This window comes from Microbacterium sp. Se5.02b (genome assembly GCF_019464375.1).
In the GTDB taxonomy this organism is placed as follows: Bacteria; Actinomycetota; Actinomycetes; order Actinomycetales; family Microbacteriaceae; genus Microbacterium.
In genome coordinates this window covers 2,683,446-2,707,555 of the sequence record NZ_CP080491.1, presented here as the reverse complement: position 1 = coordinate 2,707,555, position 24,110 = coordinate 2,683,446, and the positions used below count along the sequence as shown (strand labels likewise).

General features: G+C 69.9%; 16 protein-coding genes and 8 pseudogenes. 9 read left to right on the top strand and 15 right to left on the bottom strand.

What is annotated here, in order from left to right; all coding sequences use genetic code 11:
- Window positions 1-108: 108 nt before the first annotated feature.
- From K1X59_RS13405 to K1X59_RS13380, 6 genes and pseudogenes are all read right to left on the bottom strand, one after another.
- Window positions 109-1,265 (bottom strand): annotated as a pseudogene (locus K1X59_RS13405) (mannitol-1-phosphate 5-dehydrogenase).
- Entirely contained in the window at window positions 1,262-1,696 is a 435-nt protein-coding gene (locus tag K1X59_RS13400) for a PTS sugar transporter subunit IIA (protein ID WP_183150453.1), read from the bottom strand. The pseudogene K1X59_RS13405 and the gene K1X59_RS13400 overlap by 4 nt, the downstream one beginning before the upstream one ends.
- Window positions 1,693-3,326: pseudogene (locus K1X59_RS13395) on the bottom strand (PTS mannitol transporter subunit IICB). Before K1X59_RS13395 ends, K1X59_RS13400 begins: the two are co-directional and overlap by 4 nt.
- A pseudogene (gene ptsP, locus K1X59_RS13390) lies at window positions 3,323-5,006 on the bottom strand (phosphoenolpyruvate--protein phosphotransferase). Before ptsP ends, K1X59_RS13395 begins: the two co-directional pseudogenes overlap by 4 nt.
- Window positions 5,003-5,284, bottom strand: a complete 282-nt coding sequence (locus K1X59_RS13385) for an HPr family phosphocarrier protein (RefSeq protein WP_220173476.1) — start codon at window positions 5,282-5,284, stop codon at window positions 5,003-5,005. The pseudogene ptsP and the gene K1X59_RS13385 overlap by 4 nt, the downstream one beginning before the upstream one ends.
- The gene (locus K1X59_RS13380) at window positions 5,281-5,598 is read right to left on the bottom strand and encodes a PTS sugar transporter subunit IIB (RefSeq protein ID WP_183150452.1); all 318 of its coding nucleotides are present in this window, start codon (window positions 5,596-5,598) and stop codon (window positions 5,281-5,283) included. The genes K1X59_RS13385 and K1X59_RS13380 overlap by 4 nt, the downstream gene beginning before the upstream one ends.
- Window positions 5,599-5,763: 165 nt before the next feature.
- Here K1X59_RS13380 and K1X59_RS21575 point away from each other — a divergent pair, with 165 nt between their 5' ends.
- Both K1X59_RS21575 and K1X59_RS21570 read left to right on the top strand, forming a co-directional pair.
- Window positions 5,764-6,495, top strand: a complete 732-nt coding sequence (locus K1X59_RS21575; protein WP_258566845.1) for an HTH domain-containing protein — start codon at window positions 5,764-5,766, stop codon at window positions 6,493-6,495.
- A gap of 154 nt (window positions 6,496-6,649) precedes the next feature.
- Window positions 6,650-7,684, top strand: a complete 1,035-nt coding sequence (locus tag K1X59_RS21570) for a transcription antiterminator (protein WP_258566844.1) — start codon at window positions 6,650-6,652, stop codon at window positions 7,682-7,684.
- Window positions 7,685-7,693: 9 nt separating this feature from the next.
- Here K1X59_RS21570 and K1X59_RS13370 read toward each other — a convergent pair whose 3' ends face one another.
- The 3 genes and pseudogenes from K1X59_RS13370 to K1X59_RS13360 form a co-directional block, all read right to left on the bottom strand.
- Window positions 7,694-7,957, bottom strand: a complete 264-nt coding sequence (locus K1X59_RS13370; RefSeq protein ID WP_183150451.1) for an HPr family phosphocarrier protein — start codon at window positions 7,955-7,957, stop codon at window positions 7,694-7,696.
- Between the two features lie 2 nt (window positions 7,958-7,959).
- A pseudogene (locus tag K1X59_RS13365) lies at window positions 7,960-9,628 on the bottom strand (phospho-sugar mutase).
- Window positions 9,625-10,457: pseudogene (locus tag K1X59_RS13360) on the bottom strand (purine-nucleoside phosphorylase). Before K1X59_RS13360 ends, K1X59_RS13365 begins: the two co-directional pseudogenes overlap by 4 nt.
- A 48-nt stretch (window positions 10,458-10,505) precedes the next feature.
- On the opposite strand from K1X59_RS13360, the gene K1X59_RS13355 reads away from it, so the two are divergent.
- Window positions 10,506-11,954: an NAD(P)H-quinone dehydrogenase gene (locus K1X59_RS13355; RefSeq protein ID WP_183150450.1), complete on the top strand. Its 1,449-nt coding sequence runs from the start codon at window positions 10,506-10,508 to the stop codon at window positions 11,952-11,954.
- A 63-nt stretch (window positions 11,955-12,017) separates the two neighbouring features.
- Here K1X59_RS13355 and K1X59_RS13350 read toward each other — a convergent pair whose 3' ends face one another.
- Together K1X59_RS13350 and K1X59_RS13345 are read right to left on the bottom strand one after the other, a co-directional pair.
- Window positions 12,018-13,784 carry a biotin carboxylase N-terminal domain-containing protein gene (locus tag K1X59_RS13350; RefSeq protein WP_183150449.1) on the bottom strand — a complete coding sequence of 589 codons (1,767 nt, stop codon included), beginning with the start codon at window positions 13,782-13,784 and terminating at the stop codon, window positions 12,018-12,020.
- Between the two features lie 78 nt (window positions 13,785-13,862).
- Window positions 13,863-14,500: pseudogene (locus K1X59_RS13345) on the bottom strand (Maf family protein).
- 23 nt (window positions 14,501-14,523) lie between these two features.
- Between K1X59_RS13345 and K1X59_RS13340 the strand changes: the two are divergent.
- The 6 genes and pseudogenes from K1X59_RS13340 to K1X59_RS13315 all read left to right on the top strand — a co-directional run bounded on the left by K1X59_RS13340 (window position 14,524) and on the right by K1X59_RS13315 (window position 20,217).
- Window positions 14,524-15,770: pseudogene (locus K1X59_RS13340) on the top strand (class I SAM-dependent RNA methyltransferase).
- A 42-nt stretch (window positions 15,771-15,812) separates the two neighbouring features.
- Window positions 15,813-16,472 carry a response regulator transcription factor gene (locus tag K1X59_RS13335; RefSeq protein ID WP_183150448.1) on the top strand — a complete coding sequence of 220 codons (660 nt, stop codon included), beginning with the start codon at window positions 15,813-15,815 and terminating at the stop codon, window positions 16,470-16,472.
- On the top strand, window positions 16,462-17,307 hold the full coding sequence (locus K1X59_RS13330; RefSeq protein WP_220173475.1) for a hypothetical protein: 846 nt from the start codon (window positions 16,462-16,464) through the stop codon (window positions 17,305-17,307). The genes K1X59_RS13335 and K1X59_RS13330 overlap by 11 nt, the downstream gene beginning before the upstream one ends.
- Window positions 17,234-17,698: an ATP-binding protein gene (locus K1X59_RS13325; protein WP_220173474.1), complete on the top strand. Its 465-nt coding sequence runs from the start codon at window positions 17,234-17,236 to the stop codon at window positions 17,696-17,698. The genes K1X59_RS13330 and K1X59_RS13325 overlap by 74 nt, the downstream gene beginning before the upstream one ends.
- Entirely contained in the window at window positions 17,695-18,702 is a 1,008-nt protein-coding gene (locus tag K1X59_RS13320) for a hypothetical protein (RefSeq protein WP_183150445.1), read from the top strand. Before K1X59_RS13325 ends, K1X59_RS13320 begins: the two co-directional genes overlap by 4 nt.
- Before the next feature lie 316 nt (window positions 18,703-19,018).
- Window positions 19,019-20,217 (top strand): annotated as a pseudogene (locus tag K1X59_RS13315) (ROK family protein).
- 31 nt (window positions 20,218-20,248) lie between these two features.
- Here K1X59_RS13315 and K1X59_RS13310 read toward each other — a convergent pair.
- From K1X59_RS13310 to K1X59_RS13295, 4 genes are all read right to left on the bottom strand, one after another.
- A complete protein-coding gene (locus K1X59_RS13310; RefSeq protein ID WP_396652545.1) occupies window positions 20,249-20,491 on the bottom strand; it encodes an acyl-CoA carboxylase subunit epsilon in 243 nt (80 codons plus the stop codon).
- Window positions 20,488-22,077 (bottom strand): acyl-CoA carboxylase subunit beta, encoded by a 1,590-nt coding sequence (locus K1X59_RS13305; RefSeq protein ID WP_396652544.1) that lies wholly within the window; start codon window positions 22,075-22,077, stop codon window positions 20,488-20,490. The genes K1X59_RS13310 and K1X59_RS13305 overlap by 4 nt, the downstream gene beginning before the upstream one ends.
- 91 nt (window positions 22,078-22,168) lie before the next feature.
- Window positions 22,169-23,182 (bottom strand): hypothetical protein, encoded by a 1,014-nt coding sequence (locus tag K1X59_RS13300; protein ID WP_244632016.1) that lies wholly within the window; start codon window positions 23,180-23,182, stop codon window positions 22,169-22,171.
- A gap of 76 nt (window positions 23,183-23,258) precedes the next feature.
- The gene (locus tag K1X59_RS13295) at window positions 23,259-23,951 is read right to left on the bottom strand and encodes an NTP transferase domain-containing protein (protein WP_183150442.1); all 693 of its coding nucleotides are present in this window, start codon (window positions 23,949-23,951) and stop codon (window positions 23,259-23,261) included.
- Window positions 23,952-24,110 lie beyond the last annotated feature (159 nt).

Here is a 24,110-nt window from a genome sequence, read left to right as displayed (position 1 = left end):
ATCACGGCGTATCTGTTCATGCTGCTCCCCGCACGTCGCTGTGCTCTGAAAACGCCCCCGTCCTCCCGATCGTATCGGGTGGACGGGGGCGTCGATTCCGGAGCGGCGTCAGCCGATGCCGAGGTCTCGCTGACGGGCGGCCACGGCGTCCCGCACGCGCGGGAACAGCGGATGCTCGGGATCGATACCCGTGGTGCGCACGGTGAACGCCGCGGCTTCCTCGGTGCGCAACAGCTCCTGCAGCTCTACCGACTGCTCGTCGGCCGGATCGTCGAACGCGAGGGCCGCGCCGATGGCGGCGACCAGCGCCGCGGTCGGCAGCGAGCGCTCTGCGGCCATCGCGGCAGGGCCGACGAAGCGCTCGTGCCGGGAGATCTTGCGCAGCGGCTGGCGACCCACCCGCTGGACAGTGTCGATGAGCTCCGGGTTGCGGAACCGATCGAGGATGGCAGCGCGGTAGGCGGCGAGATCGAGAGGATCGAGTCCGTGCTCGGCCACGAGGACGGCGGACGTCTCTTCGAGGGCCGCCGACACTGCGACCGTGATCGCCGGGTCCGCCAGCGCGTCGGAGATGCGTTCGATGCCGGCGCGCGCCCCGAAGTACGCGGTCGCCGCGTGCCCGGTGTTCACGGTGAAGAGCTTGCGCTCGATGTAGGGCGCCAGGTCGTCGACGAAGTGCGCGCCGGGGATGCTCGGCGGCGTATCGCCGAACGGACCGGACTCGATCGCCCACTCGAAGTAGGGCTCGACCGTGACGTCGACCCCGGCTCCTGGCGGCTGTGCAGGGACGATCCGGTCCACCGCGGTGTTCGCGAACACCGCACGACGCAGCAGCGCCTCGGCATCCGCACCCGCGGCCGCGGTGACCTCGCGCCGCAGCAGGTCCGTGGCTCCGATCGCGTTCTCGCACGCCATGACCTGCAACGGGGCGGCGTCGGGGGAGCGGAGCGCGAGCCCGGCGACGATGGACGGCGCCACGAACCGCAGCACGGTCGGGCCGACGGCGGTGGTGACGACATCGGCTGTCGACACCTCCTCGGCCACGCCCGCGGGATCGGTGCGGCTGTTCACGGCGCGGAACCCGGTCACGACGTGATCGGTCCCCCGGGGCCGGCCTCGTGCACGGTGTAGGAGTCGGCCGCATTGATCGCGTCGACCAGGGCGTCCGCGACGTCGGAGAAGACGACCTCGTAACCGCCCTGGCGCAGCAGCAGACCGACGAACCCGCGCCCGATGTTGCCCGCCCCGAAGTGGACCGCCTTCATCCCTCGTTCACCTCCGAGAGGAGGGCGTAGAGCTCCTCCGAGGTCTGCGCCGCCGCGAGGCGTGCCACGTCGTCCTCCTCGGAGAACAGGATCGCGATGCGCGACAGGATCTCGAGGTGCTCGTCGCCGACCCCGGCGATGCCGATCACGAAGGTCGCGGGGTCCCCCGACCAGTCGACGCCGCCGTCATAGCGGACGACCGAGAGGGCCGAGGCGAGGATCGCGTCCTTCGCGTCGTTGGTGCCGTGCGGGATCGCGAGGCCGTTGCCCATGAAGGTCGACACGGTCTCCTCGCGCTGTCGCATCGCATCGACATACGCCGGGGTGACGGCTCCGGCAGCGACCAGGATGTCGGTCGCCTCCTGGAGCGCCTCGTCCCGCGTGGCCCCTCCGGGGTGGATGCGGACCTGTTCGGGGGTCAGAACGCTCATTCTGTGTCCTTTCGCTGCTCGCGCACCATCTCGACGACCTCTTCGTACTTGGGCGAGTTCATGAAGTTGTCCACCGAGACATGTACCGAGTTCGGTGACTTGGCTGTCGCGCGCTCCGTGAGCTGCTGCTGCGTGATCACGACGTCGGCGGTGCCGTCGAGATTGGCGATCGCCTGGTTGGTGACGACCACGTCTTCGATCCCGGCCTTCTTGAGCTTGTTGCGCAGGACGCTGGCGCCCATGGCGGACGATCCCATCCCCGCGTCGCACGCGAACACGATGCGTTCGATCGGCGCCGCGGCGACGGCGGTCGTGCTCGGCGCCGCGACGGTCTCGGACGAGGAGGCCGCCGTCGACGTGCGCAAGGCATCCATGGCGACGGACGACTTGCCCTTGTTCGCCTCGGTCTGCGCGATCGCCGCGCCGAAGGTGTCGCCCTCCGCCTCGAGATCGCGCTTTCGCGACGCGCGCAGGATCACTCCGGTGATCAGGAAGGTGACCGTCGCAGCGATGATCACCGAGAGGTACACGACGAGGAGGTTCCCCGCGCCGGGTCCGATGGCGGCTGCCGTCACCGCGATGATGCTCCCGGGGCGGCCGGGAACGCCAGACCGCCGCCGAGCACCATGTTCGTCGTGACACCGGCCGCGCCACCCGCGATGAGGGCGAGGATCGTGGTCGGCTTGCTCAGCGCGTACGGGAAGTAGATCTCGTGGATGCCACCGAAGAACTGGATGATCGCCGCGCCCGGCGCCGACGCCTTCGCCGCTCCGACACCGAAGAAGGTGAAGGCGAGCAGCAGACCGAGGCCGGGGCCGGGGTTCGCCTCGATGAGGAACAGGATGGACTTGCCGGCCTCGGTGGCCTGCTCGATGCCCAGGGGCGTGAACACGCCGTGGTTGATGGCGTTGTTGAGGAACAGCACCTTCGCCGGCTCGACGATGATCGACACGAGCGGCAGCAGGTTCAGTGACACGAGCCAGTCGACCGCGGTGCCGAGCGCCGCGCTGACACCGAGCATGACGGGCCCGAAGGCGAAGAAGCCCACGATGGCCAGGAGCATGCCCAGGATGCCGGCGGAGAAGTTGTTCACCAGCATCTCGAAGCCGGGGCGGATCTTGCCGTCCCACAGCCGGTCCACTTGCTTCATGAGCCACGCCGCGATGGGGCCCATGATCATCGCGCCGAGGAACATCGGGATGTTCGTGCCGACGATCACGCCGACCGTCGCGATCGTCGCGACGACACCCCCGCGCTCGCCGTAGACCATGCGTCCCGCGGTGTTGGCGATCAGCAGCGGCAGCAGGTAGGTGACCATCGGTCCGACCAGGCCGACGTACGCGAGGATGTTGCCGTCGGCGCTCTCTGCGACGGCCGTCATCGCGCCCTGCCAGCCGATCACGGCGGAATCCCCGCCGCCACCGATGATCTCGGCGACTCCCGCCCAGTGCCAGTCGAACGGACTCTCCGCCCCGAAGAAACCCTTGGGGATGAAGAGCATCGTGATGAAGCCCCAGGCGATGAAAGCCGCGATGTTCGGCATGATCATGCCGGAGAGGAACGTGCCGAAGCGTTGCACGCCCACGCGGAGGCCGCCCGGTCGGGTGGCGGCAGGTGACGTCGTCGTCATGATGTCGTCTCTTTCTTGTGGAGGGGGAGAGCCGCGGCGAGCGTCGCTGCGGCGGTTCGGGCGGAAGGGGCGTCGTCGGCGGCCAGAGCGGCCTCGGCGAGACCCCGTGCCTCGGACAGGGTGTGTTGGGACAGGGTGTGCCGCACATCGGCCAGTGCCGACGGTGCCATCGAGAGGCTGGTCGCGCCCAGGCCGACCAGGACGACGGCGAGCAGCGGGTCGGCCGCGGCCTCGCCGCAGATGCCGACGGGCTTGCCGAGACGCGCCCCGGCGTCGCCCACCTCACGCACAAGGCGCAGCACGGCCGGATGCCAGGGGTCCTGGAAGCCCGCGACCGACCCGAGCATGCGGTCGGCCGCCATGGTGTACTGCGTGAGGTCGTTCGTGCCGATCGACGCGAAGTCGGCGTGTGCGAGCACCCGGTCGGCGAGCAGGGCGCTCGCGGGGATCTCCACCATGACGCCGGCCGTGCGCAGCTCGTACTCGCGGGCCAGCCCGGTGAAGTACTTCGTCTCCTCGACCGTGGCCACCATCGGCGCCATCACCCAGAGCTCGGCTTCGGTCTCGGCGTCGGCCTCGGCGAGGGCGGTGAGCTGTTCGCGGAGGATGTCCTCGCTCGCCCGGAGCGCCCGAAGACCACGGAGCCCGAGCGCGGGGTTCTCCTCGTGCGCATCGTTGAGGAAGGCGAGCGGCTTGTCGGCTCCGGCATCCAGCATCCGCACCACGACCTTGCGCCCGGGGAACGCGGCCAGCAGTTCGCGGTACGCCTCCCGCTGCTGGGCGATCGTCGGCGCCTGGGCCGAGGAGAGGAACAGGAACTCGGTGCGGAACAGCCCGACGCCCTCGGCCCCCGAGCGACCGCATCCGCGGCGTCTGCGGGCTTCCCCAGATTCGCGAGCAGTGCGACACGCGTGCCGTCGGCGAGGGCGCCGGGAGTCAGCGGGGCGGAGTCCGCGGAGCGACGAGCGGCAGCGCGCTGAGCCGCGCGAGTCTTCTCGTCTTCGGTGGGCTCTCGCGTGATGACGCCGGCGGCCGCGTCCACGATCACCGTCTCGCCTGTCTCGAGCATGTCGCCGTCTGCGGCGCCGACGATCGCGACGATGCCCTTCTCGCGAGCGAGGATCGCGGTGTGCGATGTGGGTCCGCCGTCGGTGGTGATCAGGGCGAGCACCTGATCGAGGTCGAGCAGCGCGGTGTCGGCCGGGGCGAGATCGCGCGCCACCAGCACGAAGGATGGCCCGGGGCCGGGACGCCGGGCGCCTCGACCCCGCGAAGGCGTGCGAGCACGCGCTGCGCGATGTCATCGAGGTCGGCGGCGCGCTCGCCGAGGTAGCCGCCGACGGCCTCGAGCGTGGCACGGAATCCGGCGAAGGCGTCATGCACGGCCCACTCCGCCGTCGCGCCGTCATCGATGCGGGCATCGACCTCGTCTTGGAGGGTCGGGTCCTCGGCGATCATCGCCTGCGCCTCGAGCACCTCCTGCGCCGATCCGCCCGCAGCCTGACCACGCGCGTTCAGCTCCTCCGCGACGATCGATACGGCCTCGCGGACCCGTGCGCGCTCGGCGTCGGCGCCCGCGGTGCTCGGCGTGTTCTCGGGTGCCGGCATCGCTTCGGACATGCGGACGACCGGCCCCTGGGCCACCCCGAGGCCGATGCCGACGCCGCGCAGCTCGCTCATCCGGCGGCGTCCTGGTCGTGGTCGGTGGTGAGCAGCTCGGTGAGGGTGTCGAGCACGTCCTCCGCGCCGTCGCCCTCCGCGGTGAGGGTCACATAGTCGCCGTGCTCGACGGCCAGGGCGATGACGCCGAGGATGCTCGCCGCGTTCACGGGCTTGCCGGAGTCCTTGGCGATGGTCACCGCGACGCCGGAGTCCTTCGCCGCCTGGGCGAAGAGCTTCGCGGGGCGGGCGTGCAGTCCGTGGGAGGAGCCGATGCGAACGGTGCGGGTGGCGGTCATGGTGTTCCTTTCGGGGTGTCGCCGGCGGCGGCGAGGATCGAGCGGGCGAAGACGAGCGTGCGTGATCCGTCGCGGTCGGCGAAGACGTCGGCCGGGAGCACCGCGACAGGGGCGCTCACGGCGCCGCGGATGGCTTCCACCCGCTCGCCGAGGTGGGGGCCGACGAGGACGAGATCGGGGTCCGCGTCGATGAGCGAACTCTCCATGCCGGCCGCTGCCTCCCAGTCGAGACCGGCGGCCGCTGCCGCGCTGCGCAGGCGCTGCGCGACGAATGTGCTCGACGCCCCGGCGCCGCACACCACGAGGATCCTCATCGATTCCCACCTTCCTGAGAACAGTCTGTGAACAGGGAGGGGCGCCGCGCCAACACGTTCCTTTCCGCCCCCGCGGAACAGCGCCTTCCGCCCTCGAGTACCGGCATGCTGACATCATGGAGACCACGTCGAGACAGTGCGGTCAGCACGCGGAAGGAGAGGACCATGTCGCGCCAGCGCCAGGACCAGCTCCTCGCGACGCTCCTGCGCCAGGAGGGATGGTCGACGGCAGGAAGCCTGGCCGATCTGCTGGGCGTCACGCCACGCAGCATCCGCTCCTACGTCGCCGCGCTGAACGCGCGCACTCCCGGTGCTGCCGCGATCGAATCCGGTCCGGCGGGGTATCGCGCAGGCTCCGGGGCGCGCGGTGCGCTGCGCACGCGGCAGACGGGAGAGTCGGCACCCCGTGACCGGCTGCACGCACTCGTCCGTTCGCTCCTGGACGAGCCGAGGGGGATCGACGTGTTCGACACGGCCGATGAGCTGCACGTCAGCGAGGCGACGCTCGAGGCCGACCTCGCGCGTGTGCGCGGGCTGCTCGAAGGAACCGACCTCCTGCTCGAGCGCGACCGCGAGATCGTGCGGCTGCGCGGCGACGAGGCGGCTCAGCGGCGGCTGCTCAGTCGACTCGCGCACGACGAGATGGACGATGCCTCGTTCCACCCCGAGACGTTCCGCCGTGCGCTCTCCGGCTCCGCGGTCGCCGCCAGCGCCGTTGGTCCGTTCAAGTCGGCCCTGGTGGGTGAGCTCGGCGAGCTGGGGTACTACGTGAACGAGCTGGCGATCGCCGACGTGCTGCTCCATATCGCCATCGCGGCGGACAGGGTCGCCGCCGGCCACGCTCTCGAGGCGCCTCCGGTCGGAGCCCGCGAGGAGATCCCCGGGTCGCAGCGGTGATCGCCCGACTCGCCGACGAGCACTTCTCCGTCGTTCTCGGGGACGGGGACAGCAGCCATCTCGCGTCGCTCGTGCTCACCCGCATCGTCGCGCCGGGGAGGACGCCACTCGCGAGGTCGCGCGCAGCGGGGTCGATGCTTCGGTGGAGGACGCGGTGCGCGCCGAGCTCGCGAGGGCGGCCGACGACTTCCAGGTCGACCTCGTCGACGAGACGTTCGTGCTCCGGCTCGCACTGCACGTGCAGAACCTCCTGCGCCGCGCGGAGGAGAGCGCCTTGACGCGCAATCCGCTCACCCGCTCGCTCAAGACGAGCTACCCGATGATCTTCGAGGTCGCGGTGTCGATCGCGAGTGGACTGCACGACCGCGTCGGCACCCCCATCCACGACGACGAGATCGCCTACATCGCCATGCACGTCGGCGGCCGTCTCGAACGCAGCAGGAAGGCCGAGTCGATCCTCACGGCGACGATCGTGTGCCCGGGATACCAGGAGCTGCACGAACTGCTGCGCTCGAGCGTCGACCGTTCGCTCGGATCGGCGATCGAGGTCACCAGCGTGGTCACGAACGTGGACCCCGACTGGGCGTCCTTCGACACCGACCTCGTGCTCAGCACGATCGAACCCGGGCGATCGGGAGACCGGTTCGTTCGCATCCAGCCGTTCCTGACCGATGCCGATGTGGACCGCATCCAGCAGGCTGCCGCGCGCGTACGACGGAGCAGGAGGCTCACACGGCTCCGCGGCGAGCTCGCCCGCTACTTCCTGGCCGACGCGTTCGTCTTCCCGCTGCCGGACGAGGGGGAGGAGGCGATCATCCGCCGCCTCGGTGGCCTCCTGATGCGTGCCGGACTCATCGGCGAGGACTACATCGAGAACACCATCGTGCGCGAGCGGATGTCATCGACCACGTTCACGGATGCGCTCGCCGTCCCGCACGCCTTGCAGATGACGGCCACGCGCACGGCAATCGCCATCGGCGTCGCCGACGGCTCGGCGGCGTGGGGCGGTGGGCGCGTGCAGGTCGTCGCCCTGGCCGCGTTCAGCGAGGGCGATCGTGCCGCCTTCCAGACCGTGTTCGAGCAGCTGGTCGAGGTGTTCAGCGAACGCGAGAGCGTGCAGAGGATCGTGCGGAGAGGTTCGACGTTCGAGGCGTTCCTCGACGAGCTCGTGGCCGTGATCGACGGCTGAGCCCGCGGATCACTCCCGGGGGGCGAGCACCTCGGCGAGTTGATCGAGGACGGCCTCCGATGTGTCGGACGGCGCGGTCTCGAGCACCACCGCATCGCCGGACGCGATACCGAGGTCCATCACCGCCAGGACGCTGCTCAGGTCGACCGTCGTGCCGTCCGCCGTGCGGAGGGTCACCGTCGTGCCGTGCGACTGCGCCAGACGGACGAGCTCGGCCACCGGTCGGGCGTGCGCGCCGTTGTGCGCGCTGACGATGAGGTGTCGCGTCGGCATGGTCAGGAGCGCTCGTCGAGCAGCGTCCGCACGCCGGCCTCGAGTTCCGCCACGGCCGCGCGTGCGCCCTCTGCCGTGTCGGCGCGCGCGTCGATGTAGACCTTGAGCTTCGGCTCGGTGCCGCTGGGGCGCACGATGACGCGCGAACCGTCGCCGAGGAGGTACCGCAGCACATCGCCAGAGGGACGCCCGGGGGCCGCCTGCAGCAGATCCTCGGCCGACGTGATCGAGCGGCCCGCGATATGGGTCGGGGGAGCGTGCGCAGGGCGAGCATGACGGCGCCGATGACCGAGAGATCGTCGACGCGCACCGAGACCTGTCCGCTGGCGAAGTGCCCGTACGTCTCGCCCAGCTCGGCGAGGAGGTCGACCAGCGTCGCGCCGCGATCGCGCGCTTCGGCGGCGAGGCCGAGCACCGCGACGGCCGCGGACACGCCGTCCTTGTCACGGACCGTCTCGGGGTTCACGAGGTAACCGAGGGCCTCCTCGTAGCCGAACACGATGCCGGGGGCACGCGAGATCCATTTGAAGCCGGTGAGCGTCTCGTGGAAGTCCAACCCGTGGTGCGCGGCGACGGCACCGAGGCCGGGAGACGAGACGAGCGAGCACGCGAGCGACGCACCCGGCGTGCCCTCCGCGGCACGGGCGGCTCTCGCGCCGAGCAGGAGGCCGACCTCGTTGCCGGTCAGTCGGCGCCAGCCGTCCGGTGCGCTCTCGTCCGGGACGGCGACGGCGAGTCGATCCGCATCGGGGTCGTTGGCGAGGATGAAGTCCGCCTTCACTCGGCGGGCCCTGGCGAAGGCGAGGTCCATCGCCCCCGGTTCCTCGGGGTTCGGGAACGACACCGTGCGGAAGGTCGCATCGGGAGCGAGCTGTTCCTCGACGACGAAGGGCTGCGGGTATCCGGCGTCCTTCACGATGCGCGAGAGCGTCTCCCATCCGACGCCGTGCATCGCGGTGTACACCCAGCGCATCCCCGTGGTGCCGGCCGGCGCGGGAGCCACGGCGGCGGTCGCGGCGATGTACGCCTCGACGACCTCTTCTCCGGCCGTCTCGTACGCCGTGGAGCGCGACAGCTCCGTCACGGATCGGCTGTCGGCGACGCGCTGGATCTGCGCCGCGATCTCGGCATCCGCGGGAGCCACGATCTGCGAACCCTGGTCGGCTCCGCCGAGGTACACCTTGTACCCGTTGTCGTTCGGGGATTGTGGCTGGCTGTCACCATCACTCCCGCATCGGCGCCGAAGTGGCGCACGGCGAACGCGAGCACCGGGGTCGGGAGCAGGCGGGGCAGCAGGATCGCACGCAGGCCGGCGCCGGCGAAGAGCTCGGCGGAGTCGGTCGCGAACACGCGCGAGTTGCGGCGGCCGTCGTAGCCGATCACCACGGTGGGGGTCGCATCAGGCGTCCTCGCGCGCAGATACGCGGCGAAGCCCGCAGCGGCCTGCGCGACGAGCACGCGATTCATCCGGTTGCTGCCGGCGCCGAGTTCTCCGCGGAGTCCTGCGGTGCCGAACGCGAGACGGGTGCTGAACCGATCGTCCAGCTCGGCGAGCGCGGCGTCCTCGCCGGCGGAGGCACGTGTGATGAGGCCGGCGAGCTCGTCGCGGGTCTCGTGGTCGGGGTCCTGCCGCAACCAGGCGCGTGCCTGGACGAGCCGATCCTCGCTCACAGCGCCTCGACCACCCTGGCCAGCAACGCGGAGATCACCGGCTCGGCTTCGCGTCCGGCCTCGATGACCTCGGCGTGGCTCAGCGGAGTCTGCTGGATGCCCGCGGCGAGGTTCGTGATGAGCGAGAAGCCGAGGATCTCCATGCCGGCCTCGCGCGCGGCGATGGCCTCGAGGGCGGTCGACATCCCGACGATGTGACCGCCGATGTGCTTGGCCATCTGCACCTCGGCCGGGGTCTCGTAGTGCGGTCCGCGGAACTGCGTGTACACACCTTCGTCGAGGCTCGGGTCGATGCTGCGGGCGATGTCGCGCAGACGCTTGGCGTACAGGTCGGTCAGGTCGATGAAGGTCGCGCCCTCGAGAGGGGAGTCCGCGGTGAGGTTGATGTGGTCGCTGATCAGCACGGGCTGACCGGGCTTCCAGGTCTCGCGGATGCCGCCCGCGCCGTTCGTGAGCACCATGATCGCAGCGCCCGTCGCGGCGGCGGTCCGCACGCTGTGCACGACGCGGCGCACGCCGTGGTCTTCGTAGTAGTGCGTGCGGGCGCCGATCACGAGGACGTTCTTGCCGCCGGGGTGCGGATGCTGCGGAGCGTGCCGACGTGGCCCTCGAGGGCGGGCTTGGAGAAGCCGGTGACCTCGGTGGCGGGGATGGTCGCGACGGTCTCGCCGATGATGTCGGCGGCCTTGCCCCAGCCGCTGCCGAGGGTGAGGGCGATGTCGTGCTTCTCGACGCCGGTCAGACGCGCGATGTCTGCGGCGGCCTCGGCGGCGACCTCGAACGGGTTCGCGGTCGGGTCGTCGAGGGGGTTGCTGTGCGTTTCAGGCATGGATCCACTCTAGGAAGGTGCAGGCTCGGGGGCCAGGATTGGGGAAGAATGGATTCCATGTCTTCCACCACTTTCGAGCGCACTCAGCGCGTCGCCGTCCTCGGCGGCGGTCCCGGCGGTTACGAGGCGGCCCTCGCGGCCGCTCAGCTCGGGGCCGAGGTCACCCTGGTCGAGCGGGTGGGCGTCGGCGGATCGGCCGTGCTCACCGATGTGGTGCCCTCGAAGAGCCTCATCGCGACCGCCGACGCGGCCGTCGCGATCTCCGAGGCGAGCGACCTCGGGGTGAACTTCTACGCCAAGGGAGAGAACGGCAAGCCGCTCAAGCCCGAGATCGCCATCAACCTCGCTGCCGTGAACAAGCGGCTCATCGCCCTCGCCGGCCAGCAGTCGGAGGACATGCGCGCCACGCTCCTCGACGCCGGAGTGCGCATCCTCTCCGGTCACGGCCGGCTCGAGGGACCGACGGCGATCGTCGTGTCGACCGGTCAGGGCGGGACCGACTTCGACCGGGTCGAAGCCGACACGATCGTGGTGGCCGTCGGTGCATCGCCCCGCGAGCTGGACTCGGCCAAGCCCGACGGCAAGCGCATCCTCACGTGGACGCAGCTGTACGACATGAAGTCGCTCCCCGAGCACCTGATCGTGGTCGGATCCGGCGTCACGGGGGCGGAGTTCGCTTCCGCCTACATGAACCTCGGCGCCAAGGTCACGCTCGTCTCCAGCCGGGATCAGGTGCTCCCGGGCGAAGACAAGGATGCGGCGAGCGTCCTGGAGAAGGTGTTCAAGCGCGGCGGCATGCAGGTGCTCTCCAAGTCCAGGGCCGACAAGGTCGAGGTCACGAAGGACGGCGTGACCGTGACGCTGTCGGACGGGCGCACGGTCGACGGCAGCCACTGTCTCATGGCGGTCGGGTCGATCCCGAACACCGCGGGCATCGGTCTCGAGGAGGCGGGCGTCGAGCTCGACGACTCGGGTCACGTGCGGGTGAACAAGGTCGCCCGCACCTCCGTCCCGAACGTGTACGCGGTCGGAGACTGCACGAACTTCTTCCCGCTGGCCTCTGTCGCCTCCATGCAGGGGCGCACCGCCGTGTTCCACGCGCTGGGCGACATCGTGATCCCGCTCGAGCTGATCAAGATCACCTCGAACATCTTCACCGCGCCCGAGATCGCGACGGTCGGCTACGGGGTCAAGGACGTCGAAGACGGCATCGCCGACGGCATGGTCTACAAGCTTCCGCTCGCGGCCAACCCCCGGGCGAAGATGATGGGCATCAAGGACGGCTTCGTCAAGCTCATCGCCCGCAAGGGGTCCGGAACCGTGATCGGCGGCGTCATCGTGGCGCCCAAGGCCTCCGAGCTGATCTACCCGATCGCGGTCGCCGTCGAGCGACGACTGACGGTCGATCAGGTGTCGCGCGTCTTCGCGGCGTACCCGTCGCTGTCGAGCAGCATCACCGACGCCAGCAGGGCGATGCACCTCGTCAACATCTCCTGATCGTTGCGGACATGACGAAGGCGCCCCACCTCGGTGGGGCGCCTTCGTCGTTGCGTCTACGGGTCAGCTGATCGTGAGGAGCTGGTGTCCGGCCGAGACGGTGGCGCCGGCATCCGCGTTGATGTTGCCGATGACGCCGTCCTTGTGTGCCTGCAGCGGCTGCTCCATCTTCATGGCCTCGAGCACGACGACGAGGTCGCCCTTGACGACCTGCTGACCGTCTTCGACGGCGATCTTGACGACCGTGGCCTGCATGGGCGACTTCACGGCGTCTCCCGATGCCCCCGCATTGGCGGTGGTGGCGTGGCTGCGGCGCGACGGCGGCACGGCCGCCGGGCGCCCTGCCGCGCCAGGAGCGACGGCGACACGGTCGGGGAGGCTGACCTCCAGGCGCTTGCCAGAGACCTCGACGACCACGGTGTGCCGCGCCTCGGACGGGGCCTGTGCTTCCAGCTCGCCGTCCCACGCGGGGATGTCGTTGACGAACTCGGTCTCGATCCAGCGGGTGAAGATGCCGAAGTCGCCGTCCACGGCGGTGAAGGCGGGGTCACGCACCACCTTGCGGTGGAACGGGATGACGGTGGGGAGTCCGGCGACCTCGAACTCGTCCAGTGCGCGGCGCGAGCGCTCCAGCGCCTCCGCCCTGTCCTTGCCCGTGACGATGATCTTCGCGAGCAGCGAATCGAACGCCCCGGAGACCGCGTCGCCGGCCGTCACTCCGGAATCGAGACGGATACCCGGACCGCCGAAGGTCTTGAAGACGTGGATCGGACCGGGCTGGGGGAGGAACCCGCGACCCGGGTCCTCGCCGTTGATGCGGAACTCGATCGAGTGGCCCTGCGGCTCGGGGTCTCCGTAGTCGATGGTGCCGCCGGCGGCGATGCGGAACTGCTCGCGCACCAGGTCGATGCCGGTGACCTCTTCCGAGACCGGGTGCTCGACCTGGAGGCGGGTGTTCACCTCGAGGAACGAGACGGTGCCGTCGGCGCCGATCAGGAACTCGCAGGTGCCGGCGCCGACGTAGCCGACCTCCTTGAGGATCGCCTTGGACGCGGAGTAGAGGAGGTCGTTCTGCTCATCGGTCAGGAACGGGGCCGGGGCTTCCTCGACGAGCTTCTGGTGGCGGCGCTGCAGCGAGCAGTCGCGCGTCGAGATGACGACGACGTTGCCCTCGGCGTCCGCCAGGCACTGGGTCTCGACGTGGCGGGGCTTGTCGAGGTACTTCTCCACGAAGCACTCGCCGCGACCGAACGCCGCGACGGCCTCCCGCGTCGCCGATTCGAACAGCTCGCCGACCTCGTCGAGCTCACGCGCGACCTTGAGGCCGCGTCCACCGCCGCCGTATGCCGCCTTGATCGCGATCGGAAGGCCGAACTCCTTCGCGAAGGCGATGACCTCGTCGGCGCCCTCGACGGGACCGGGCGTGCCGGGGGCGAGGGGCGCGCCGACCTTCTCGGCGACGTGACGCGCCGTGACCTTGTCGCCGAGGGCCTCGATCGCTTCGGGCGACGGGCCGATCCAGGTCATCCCCGCATCGATGATGGCGCGGGCGAACTCGGCGTTCTCGGCGAGGAATCCGTAGCCGGGGTGCACGGCGTCCGCGCCGGCGCGGCGGGCGATCGAGAGGATCTTCTCGATCTGCAGGTACGTCTCGGCGCTGGTGGAGCCTCCGAGCGCGTACGCCTCGTCGGCGAGACGGGTGTGCAGGGCGTCCCGGTCCTGGTCCGCGTAGACGGCGACGGAGGCGATCCCGGAGTCACGGGCGGCGCGGATGATGCGTACGGCGATCTCGCCGCGGTTGGCGACGAGCACCTTGGCGATAGCAGGCATGGTTGCCAGCCTAGCGAGAAGGACCCCGATCCCTTTGACGACTCCCCACAAGAAAGACGCGAAAACGTGGAGGGGAGTCTACGACCACAGGTCGGTCCACCGGACCCCGAGCTCGGCGGCCAGGCGCCGCACCGTCGACAGGGACATCCCGACGACCGTGGACGGATCGCCGTCCACCCGGGTGATGAACGCCCCACCGAGGCTGTCGACGGTGAAGGCGCCCGCGACGAGAAGCGGCTCGCCGGATGCGACGTACGCGTCGATCTCGGCGTCGCTCACATCCGCGGCGAACGTCACCGCCGCCTCGGCGACGGCGGTCGCTTCCCGGGGGCTTCGCCCGGCGCGACGCGGAAGACCGAATGACCGGAGTGCAGCACTCCGGTGGCGCCGCGCATCTCCCGCCAGCGGCGGGTCGCCTCGTCCGGGGTGTAGGGCTTGCCGTAGACCTTCCCGCCGATCGCGAACATGGAGTCGCCGCCGATCACGATGCCGTCGAACTCGCCGGCGGCGGCCAGATCCTGCGCGACCGCAGCGGCCTTGGCGCGCGCGAGCAGCAGCACCAGCTCCGCAGGGGCGAGGGAAGCGCCACGCTCGGCCTCCGCCGCGGCAGCGACCGCGTCCTCGTCGACGTCCGGCGACGCCGTGAGCGGCTCGATTCCGGCCTGGCGCAGCAGCATCAGTCGGGCAGGGGACGTGGAGGCGAGGCAGACGCGCATGTGCACCACCGTATCCTCGAAGGATGACTTCCTCCGCAGCCGACGTGCTCGAACTCGACATCACCGGCATCGCGCACGGAGGCACGTTCGTCGCCCGGCATGAGGGGCGCGTGGTCTTCGTGTCCGACGCGATCCCGGGGAGCGCGTCCGTGCCCGACTGATCACCCCTCCGGAGGGCTCGGATGCCGCGACCCGCAGCTTCTGGCGTGCGGAGACGATCGAGGTGCTCGACGCGTCGGAACACCGACGACCGCACATCTGGCCCGAGGCTGACCTGTCGCGTGACCCCGCGGAACGTCCAGGCGGAGCGGATCTCGGTCATATCGACCTCGACCACCAGCGGGTGCTCAAGCGCCAGGTGCTGGCGGAGGCGCTCGACCGGTTCGCCGGCCAGGGTCTCGTCGCGCCGGAGATCGAAGCCGTCGCGTCGGGAGACGGTACGGGATGGCGCACGCGGGTCACCCTGCACGTCGATGAGGCCGGCGTCGTCGGTCCGTTCGCCGCACGGAGCCACCGTGTGATCCCCGTCACCTCCTACCCGCTCTCGCGGCCCGCCATCGCCGAAGCAGCGCTCGCGCTGGGCGGAGAGGCACCGGGACGCATCGAGCTCGTCGAGCCCGCCGACGGCGAGGTGCGCGTGATACGACGCGAAGAGACGGAACGGCCCGCCCGCGTTGCGCGGGGCTTCCGGCGGCGTCCGACCCCCGAGGTGATCCAGGAGGTCGTCGGCGATCGTCGCTTCCAGGTCGATGCCACCGGATTCTGGCAGGTGCACCCGCGAGCCGCGTCGGTGCTGGATGCAGCGGTGTACGGCATCCTGGACGGGCATGTGGACCCCGAGCGCACACACTACGACCTCTACGGCGGTGTCGGGCTCTTCGCCGCGACCCTCGCCGACCTCGGAGGGTCGGACATCGTGACAGTCGAGTCGAGCGCTCGGGCCACGCAGCACGCCGTCGCGAACCTCGCCCCGGTCGATGTGACCGCGGTGACCGCGCGCGTCGACAGGTTCCTCGCGTCGCGCACCGGCGCCGGGCGCACGGGTGCCGTGATCCTCGATCCGCCGCGCGCCGGTGCCGGCCGTCAGGTGGTCGAGGCGGTGCATGCCTCGTCGCCCGAGGCCATCGCCTATGTCGCGTGCGACCCCGTCGCGCTCGCGCGTGACCTCGGCACCTTCCGGACTCTCGGATGGAACGTCGACCGTCTCCGTGGTTTCGACCTGTTCCCCCACTCGCACCACTTCGAGGTCGTCGCACTGCTCACCAGGTGACCGCCGCCGTGGGGGTCCGAGGGGACTCACTAGGCTGGGGGGATGAGCAGGGTGGCACTCATCGACGATCACGAGTCCGTACGCCTCGGCCTCGAGGCCGCGTGCGCGCGCGATTCGCAGACTGTCGTGTTCTCGGGAAGCACCGTCGTCTCCTACCTCGAGTGGCGCGCCGCGTCGGGGTCCGCGCCGGCTGACGTGGTCGTCCTCGACCTCACGCTCGGCGACGGCACCACCGTGACCGAGAACGTCACATCGCTCGTGAGCGACGGGGCGAGCGTCGTCATCCACAGCGTCGCCGATCGTCCGGCCGCCGTCCGCGAAGCGCTGTCGGCCGGAGCGGCAGGCGTCGTCAGCAAGTCCTCGGCCCTCGACGACGTCCTGGACGCGATCCGGACCGTCGCGCAGGGCGAGGCGCTCAACAACGTCGAGTGGGCGAGCGCGGTCGACGGCGATCGGGACTTCGCGGATGCGCAGCTCTCCACCCGCGAACGCGAGGTGCTCCGGTTGTACGCGGCGGGGCTGCCGTTGAAGGCCGTCGCCGAACGGCTCGGCGTCGCCTACTCCACGGCCAAGGAGAACATCACTCGCATCAGGGTCAAGTACGTCGAGGTCGGCAGGCCAGCGCCCACCAAGGTCGATCTTCTCCGTCGAGCGATGGAAGACGGCATCGTCGCGGCCGACGGGGCATCGAGTGCCCGCTGACCCGCTCAGCATCCGAGATGCCTGGAGCAAGATCCCCTCTCCCGGCGGCACCGAGACGGAGTTCGAGCGCTTCACCGGGAAGCGCATGGAGCGCATCCTCGCGATCGTCGTCGCGCTCGGCTCCGCGGTACTCGGTGCGCAGGCGCTGATCGGCGCGGTGAACTCGCTGTCGCGGGCCGATGTGGTGCACATCGTGATGCTGGTCGTGGTGTTCGTGCCGCTCGCCGCGATGCTGGTGGCCTGTCTGGTCGGCCGCGGGGTGCGCACCTTCTCGGGCGCATTCGCCGTGGTCTACGTGCTCGCGCTCGCCGCCTGGCCGACGGTCGTCGACCCTGCGGACAAGAGCGCGGGCGACCAACCATGGATCTTCTTCCTCGTCAACGTGGGCGTGGTCGCGGCGATGCTCGCCTTCCCGCTGTGGCTCCAGTTCGCCTGGGCCGCCGGGATGCCGCTGGTCTACGGCTATGTCCGTCTCGTGCAAGGGGAGTTCTCCCGGGAGTTCTGGGTGACGACCGCGTTCGATGTGTCTTTCACGTTGATCCTCGGCGTCGTCATGATCTCGCTCGGCTGGATGTTCCGTTCCGTCGCCGCGGGGGTCGATGAGGCCAGGGCGCAGGCCGTGTCCTCGTACTCGACCGCCGCCGCTGCCCGCCGCCGCCGAGGAAGAGCGTGTGGCGATGTCGGCGTTGATGCACGACAGTGTGCTGGCCGCGCTCATCGCCGCCGAGCGGGCCGAGGGCGACCGCGCGAAAGAGCTCGCGGTGGCGATGGCGCGCGAGGCTCTCACCCGCCTCGCGAACACGGAGGCGGCCGTCGCGCAGGAGGGGAGCGATGAGCCGGTCGGCACGGCGCAGATCGTGGTCGAGCTGCGCCGTTCGCTCTCGGAGCTCGGTGCCGACGCGGTGGTCGAGGAACGCGGGGGTATCGGGCTCATCCCCGGTCGGGCGGCCAGGGCTCTCGTGCTCGCCGCGCGGCAGGCGATCGGCAACGCCGTGGCGCATGCGCACGGGCGTGGTCTGCACATCGTCGCCGAGGGGCACGGCGACGAGGGGGTCGCGGTCACGGTGTCCGATACCGGACCGGGTTTCGACGTCGAAGCCATCGGGGCGGATCGTCTCGGGATCAGGGCCTCGATCTTCGCGCGTATGGCCGGTGTCGCCGGGACGGCAGACATCCGGTCGGACGAGCACGGCACGGTCGTCACTCTGGGGTGGGAGCGCTCATGAACCGCACGGTGCGCAGTGTCGCCACCTCGCTCGCGGTCGGGTTCGCCCTGTACTTCGTCGCTCGGGGAGTGTGGTGGATCGAGCAGCCAACGGCGCCGCTGCTGATGGTCCTCGCGATCGGCGTGTACCTGGTGGTGGTGAACATTGCGATCCTGGGTGATGCGACATCGGTGCGCATGCCTCTGTGGTCGGCCGTGCTGGCACTGCTGGCCAGCGCTCTGATCCCGACACTGGTCACCTTCTCGCTGGAGCCCGGCGACCGGACGGCGCCCTTCGCCACCTGGTACATCGGTGCGCTTGGGCTGCTCGGCGTCGTCTGCGTGGTGCGCCGTCGCTTCCTCATCGGCTGGTTGGTGCTCGTGGTGCTCGTGGTCGCCGCTTCCGCGTACCTCGGCGTCGGCGTGGCGCTCACCCTCGGTCTGGTCGGTTCGATCATGTGGGTCGCCGTCGCCAGACTGCTCGTGATGTTCTGGGACCGTGCGGTGCGCGATACCGAGCGCCTCGCCGAGATCCAGCAGGCGGTCTCGGCATGGCATGCCACGCAGCGGGTGCGGCAGCGCGAGAGGCGTCTGCGCACCCAGTTCGCTCTGGCCGTCGCCGGCCCCGTGCTGAGTCGGGTCGTCGCCACGCGGGGCGCCCTCGACGACGGCGAACGACGGGAGGCGCGTCTTGCGGAGGGGCGACTGCGCGACGAACTGCGCGGCGCGGACCTCCTCAACGATGCCGTGCGCAATGCGATCGATGTCGCGCGCAGACGCGGCGCCGTCGTCACCGTGTTCGACGAGGGCGGGTTCGACGGCATCGACGAGGCTCGTCGCGGCGCGATCAGAGATGAGCTGGCGGCGACACTCACCCAGGCCAAGGCTGCCCGCATCATCATCCGTTCCGCGCGTGATCCACGTGTCGCGGTGACCGTCGTCGGCCGCGCCGGAACCCGCTCCTCCGGCGACGATGACGCGGTCGACCTGTGGCACGAGATCCCGCGGGATCCCGCCGGAGGCTGATCACGGCGCGAGTCGCGCGCACGTCCTCGGCTCCGGCCCTGGGGAGGTGACCGGAGTCGAGGATGCGGAGAGAGTGGGCGAGGGGCGGCGAATCCGCCTGCCCCTCGCCGTGCGGACAGTTACCCGAAAACCGTCCGCTGGTGGCCGATCAGCGTCTGTCTACCCTGGGACAGAGAGACCAGCCGAACGCGAAGCGTCTCCCTTAGTCTGAACGGTCGCGCACGCGTTGTCTGTAGGTATTTTGGGGGACACGGTTTCCACGCCGATGGGCCATCATTGGACGATGGGAATGCGTCGAGGCACCAATCTTCCGCGGATGGGTGACTTCAATCAGTCCGTCGTGCTGGAGGCCGTCCGCCAGTCGGCCGAGGGGCTGAGCCGGATCGAGCTCGCTGCCGCGACGGGGCTGTCGGCGCAGACGGTCACGAACATCACGAGGCGCCTCCTGGACGACGGGTTCATCCGCGAGGCCGGGCGCACGATCAACGGCCCCGGCAAGCCCCGGGTCACTCTGCGCCTCGTCCCGGACAGCCGCTTCTCGGTGGGAGTGCACCTCGATCCCGCAATCATGACGTTCGTCCTGCTCGACCTGTCGGGGGCGGTGGTGCGGCGGATGAGCGTGCGCACTCCGGCGAAGGAGCCCCGACAGATCGTCGCCGCCATGGCCACGACGATCGAGGCGCTGATCACGGCGTCCGGGGTGGATCGGACCCGGATCGCCGGGGTGGGAGTGGCCGCGCCCGGCCCCTCGACGTCGAGAAGGGCACGGTGATCGATCCGCCCAAGCTCCTCGGCTGGCACCGGGTGCCACTCAGAGCGGTGCTCGCGGAGGCGACCGGGATGCCCGTGGTGTTGGAGAAGGACACGACCGCGGCGGCCGTCGGCGAGCTCTGGAGGCGAAGGGCCTCCGCTGACGACTCCTTCGTCTTCGTCTATCTCGGCACCGGGATCGGGGCGGCCGTGGCCCGAGACGGCAGGGCGATACCCGGGAGCACGCGCAACATCGGCGAGGTCGGGCACATCATCGTCGACCCGGATGGCCCCGCGTGCACCTGCGGTTCGCGCGGGTGTGTCGAGGTCGTGTGCACCCCGCAGGCGATCGTGGAGCAGGCGGAGCGTGCGGGGGTGTTCCGCGACGACCGCGAGGGGAGCGATGTCGAGGCCGTCGATGGGCGCTTCACCGCGCTGTGCGAGCGCGCCGCCGCGGGCGATGCTTCTGCCGTCGGCGTGCTGCGTCAGGCGGCGGTGCACATGTCGGTGCTGACCGCCGCGTTGACGAACATGCTCGACGTCGATCGCGTCGTCTTCGGCGGCCCGTTCTGGTCGCGGCTCGCCGCGGTGTATCTCGGCGAGATCCCCGAGAGACTGGCGCGCGCGAGTGCGACACGTGCGGTGCGGGAACTCCCCGTCGACGGGACGGTCGTCGGCGACGACGTCGGCGCGGTGGGTGCAGGATGCGTCGTGCTCGATTCCGTGCTCAGCCCGCGCGCATCCGTCCTGCTGCTGGACGGCTGAGACCACAGCGGCAGCCCCGGTCGGCGTCGTCTCAGCCGGAGAAGCGTCCCCAGGGGATGTCCCGACGCAACGGTCGGCGAAGGGGGCGCTGCGTGCGGGTCCAGGCCGAGACGGACGGCTCTTCGGCGACGGCGTCGGCGGCCTCGGTCGCGTATGCCTCGCTGATCACGGCGATGAGCGCGGCGAGTTCTTCCTCGGTCGCCGTCCCGCGCGTGATCTCCAGCATCGGCGCCGCCGGATCCGATGCCGCGCCGGGGGCTTCCTGCCCGGTCACAGGGGGATGTTCCCGTGCTTCTTGGGCGGCAGCTCCGCGCGCTTGCCGCGCAGAGCGCGGAGGGCCTTCGCGATCGAGACGCGGGTGTTCGCCGGCTCGATGATGCCGTCGAGCTCGCCGCGCTCCGCCGCGAGGAACGGCGACGCCACGTTGTAGGTGTACTCGTTCGCGAGCCGGGTGCGCACGGCGGCGACGTCCTCGCCCGCTTCCTCGGCCTTCTTGATCTCTCCGCGGTAGAGGATGTTGACGGCGCCCTGGCCGCCCATGACGGCGATCTCGGCCGTGGGCCAGGCGAGGTTGACGTCGGCGCCGAGCTGCTTGGAACCCATCACGATGTACGCGCCGCCGTAGGCCTTCCGCAGGATCACGGTGACCAGGGGCACCGTGGCTTCGGCGTAGGCGTACAGCAGCTTCGCCCCGCGACGGATCACGCCGGTCCATTCCTGGTCGGTGCCGGGAAGGTAGCCGGGCACGTCGACCAGGGTGACGATCGGGATCGAGAACGCATCGCAGAAGCGGACGAAGCGACTGGCCTTCTCGCCGGCCTCGATGTTCAGCGTTCCGGCCATCTGGGACGGCTGGTTGGCGATGACGCCGACCGAGCGGCCCTCCACACGGCCGAAGCCGATGACGATGTTCGGTGCGAACAGCGGCTGGACCTCGAGGAAGTCGCCCTCGTCGACGACGCGCTCGATGACCGTGTGGATGTCATAGGGCTGATTCGTCGAGTCGGGCACGATCGTGTTCAGCGTACGGTCGGCATCGGTGGTCTCGAACTCGAACGCGCTCTCGTACGACGGGAGCTCTGCCATGTTGTTGTCCGGCAGGAAGCTCAGCAGCGTGCGCGCATAGTCGAGCGCGTCGTCCTCGTCTTCCGCCAGGTAATGTGCGACGCCGGAGCGGGTGTTGTGCGTGTATGCGCCACCGAGCTCCTCCATGCCCACGTCCTCGCCGGTGACCGTCTTGATGACGTCGGGGCCCGTGACGAACATCTGGCTGGTCTTGTCGACCATGATCACGAAGTCCGTGAGCGCGGGGGAGTACACCGCACCCCCGGCTGCGGGGCCCATGATGATCGAGATCTGCGGGATGACGCCGGATGCGCGGGTGTTGAGGCGGAAGATCTCGCCGTACTTGCCGAGCGCGACGACGCCCTCCTGGATGCGTGCGCCGCCCGAATCGAGGATGCCGATGCACGGCATGCCGCCTGCGAGCGCGAACTCCATGATCTTCACGATCTTCTCGCCGGCGACCTCGCCGAGCGATCCGCCGAAGGTGGAGAAGTCCTGCGAGTACACGGCCACGGTACGGCCGTTGATGGTGCCGACGCCCGTGACGACCGAGTCGCCGTAGGGGCGGGAGCGGTCCATGCCGAACGCGGTGGTGCGGTGGCGCACGTACTCGTCGAACTCGACGAAGCTCCCGGGGTCGACGAGCAGCTCGATGCGCTCACGGGCGGTCATCTTGCCCTTGGCGTGCTGCTTCTCCTTCGCCTTCGCTTCTGCGTCGACGACGGCTTCGGTGTAGCGAGCGCGCAGGTCCGCGATCTTGCCGGCGGTGGTAAAGAGGTCGGGCTTGTCCGTCACGGATTCCACCCTAGCGTCGGGTCGCCTCGGTCCGTTGGATGCTCGGCACAACGAGGCGGCTGATCCTTTGGCGACGAGCGTGCAGTGTCCGTCAGCCCGCCGGCTCGTTCCGATCGCGTTCCACGGAGGGCGACGAGCCCGAGAGGGAGGTGAGGTCGTGGTCGCCGGTGTCGTGCGGGTTCGGCTCGAGCTGTTCGACAGCCGTGCGCCGGCTGGTGGCCAGTTCGCCCACGCGGTGTCCCACCCATCCCGCGCCGCGGGCCACGGTTCCTGCCGCACCCGCGACCGCGTTCCCGGCATAGCGGGCGCCGCGGAGCATCCGCAACTCCAGCTTCTCGGCCCCCGGCACGGGTTCCAGCTCGATCGGCAGGTCGATCGGAGCAGCGCCGAACGCCTTGTGCGAGGTGGTGAGCACGCGGCGTCCGAGGATGTGGTTCCCCGCGCCTCCGACCGCGGCGCCGATGCCGAACGGGAGGGCCTTGCCGATGACCGAGGCGCCGCCCTTCGCGGCGAACTGCTTCACGAACATGCTCTTGAGCTGATCGACGAGGGGTCCGACGGCTGCGCGGGGGAGCGACTTCGTGACGAGCTCGCCCCAGTACGACGACCGGCTCCCCCCTCGTCCTGCGACCTGACCCGCGAGCTGCCCGACCAGGTCGACGCCCTCCTTGCCGAGCATGAGTGTCATCACGAGCGCCCTGGCCCTGTCGGGGTTGGCGACCGCGATGCCGTGGACCTCGGCGACGGACTGGGCGAACAGTGCCGTCGACTCGACGAAGCCCACGGTCTCGACGCCCGAGAGCGCGAGGGTGACGCCCGTGCCGATGCCGGGGACGACCGCGGTCGCGCCGACGGCGGCCCCTCCGGTCGTCACCGCGGCGAGGTAGCGCCGTTCGAGGATCCGGATGATTTCGGACGGCGATGCCTGGGGGTTGCGCAGACGGATGCTGCGGATGTGCGCGAGGACGAGGGGACGCTGGATGGACAGCACCCTGTCGAGTCCGCGCACCATCATCGGATGCTCAGGAGAACCCTGGGGCGGCACGCCCTTGTCCCACGGGGCGTCATCCGGGAGGGAGTGGATCTTGTGCACCTTGGGGGTCATGCAGCGATCCTACGAAGCCCGACCGCGAAAACGCCGAAAGCCCGGCTCCTCGAGGAACCGGGCTTTCGGGAGCGGATCAGACGAAGAGGTTCGCCCGCTCGAGGTCTTCGGCGAAGTCGACCTCGACCGCGTACAGGTCGGAGACATCCATCGGCTCGAGGAGCAGACCATCTTCCGCGATCGCGAGCTCGAGCCCACGCTCGAAGTAGTCCTGATCCTCGACGCGCTGCAGCTGGCGCATGAACGCCTTCTTGTGCGTGGACGAGATGTAGTTGATGCCGACGGCCTCGCCGAGCCCGCCCTTGACGGTCTTGGACAGCTCGTTGATGAAGCCTTCGGCCGTGACCGTGTACTTCACCTCTTCGTCGCTGACCTTGGAGGTGTTGACGGTGACGAACGACTGGTCGCGCTCGATGTACGCCGCTGCGCGACCGAGGATCATCGGATCGAAGACCACGTCGCCGTTCATCCACAGGACGCCACCCCGTCCCGTCGCCCCGAGGGCGCGGAGCAGGCTCTTCGAGGTGTTGGTCTCGTCGTAGCGCTCGTTGTGGACGTAGTTGACCGAGGGGAAGGCGTCGATGATGGTCTCGGCGCGATAGCCGACGACCGTCGTGATGCGTGCGTCGGAGCCGAAGGCGGCGCGGATGTTGTCGTGCTGCTGGCCCATGATCGTGCGGCCGTCGCTGAGTTCGGTGAGCGGCTTCGGCAGCGCACGGCCGAGGCGCGAGCCCATGCCCGCGGCGAGGATGACGGTCTGAAGAGTCACGAGTGCTCCTAAAGGAAGTTGTGTTCACGGTCGATTCACCGACCAGACACTTCGTCGTGCCGCGTTCATGCTAGCGATTCAGCCTGAGAAGCTCCGGGTCCTGACGTCCCCGTTGCCATTTCGTGACCGAGTACACACCGGACGCACAGGGTCTTCGTC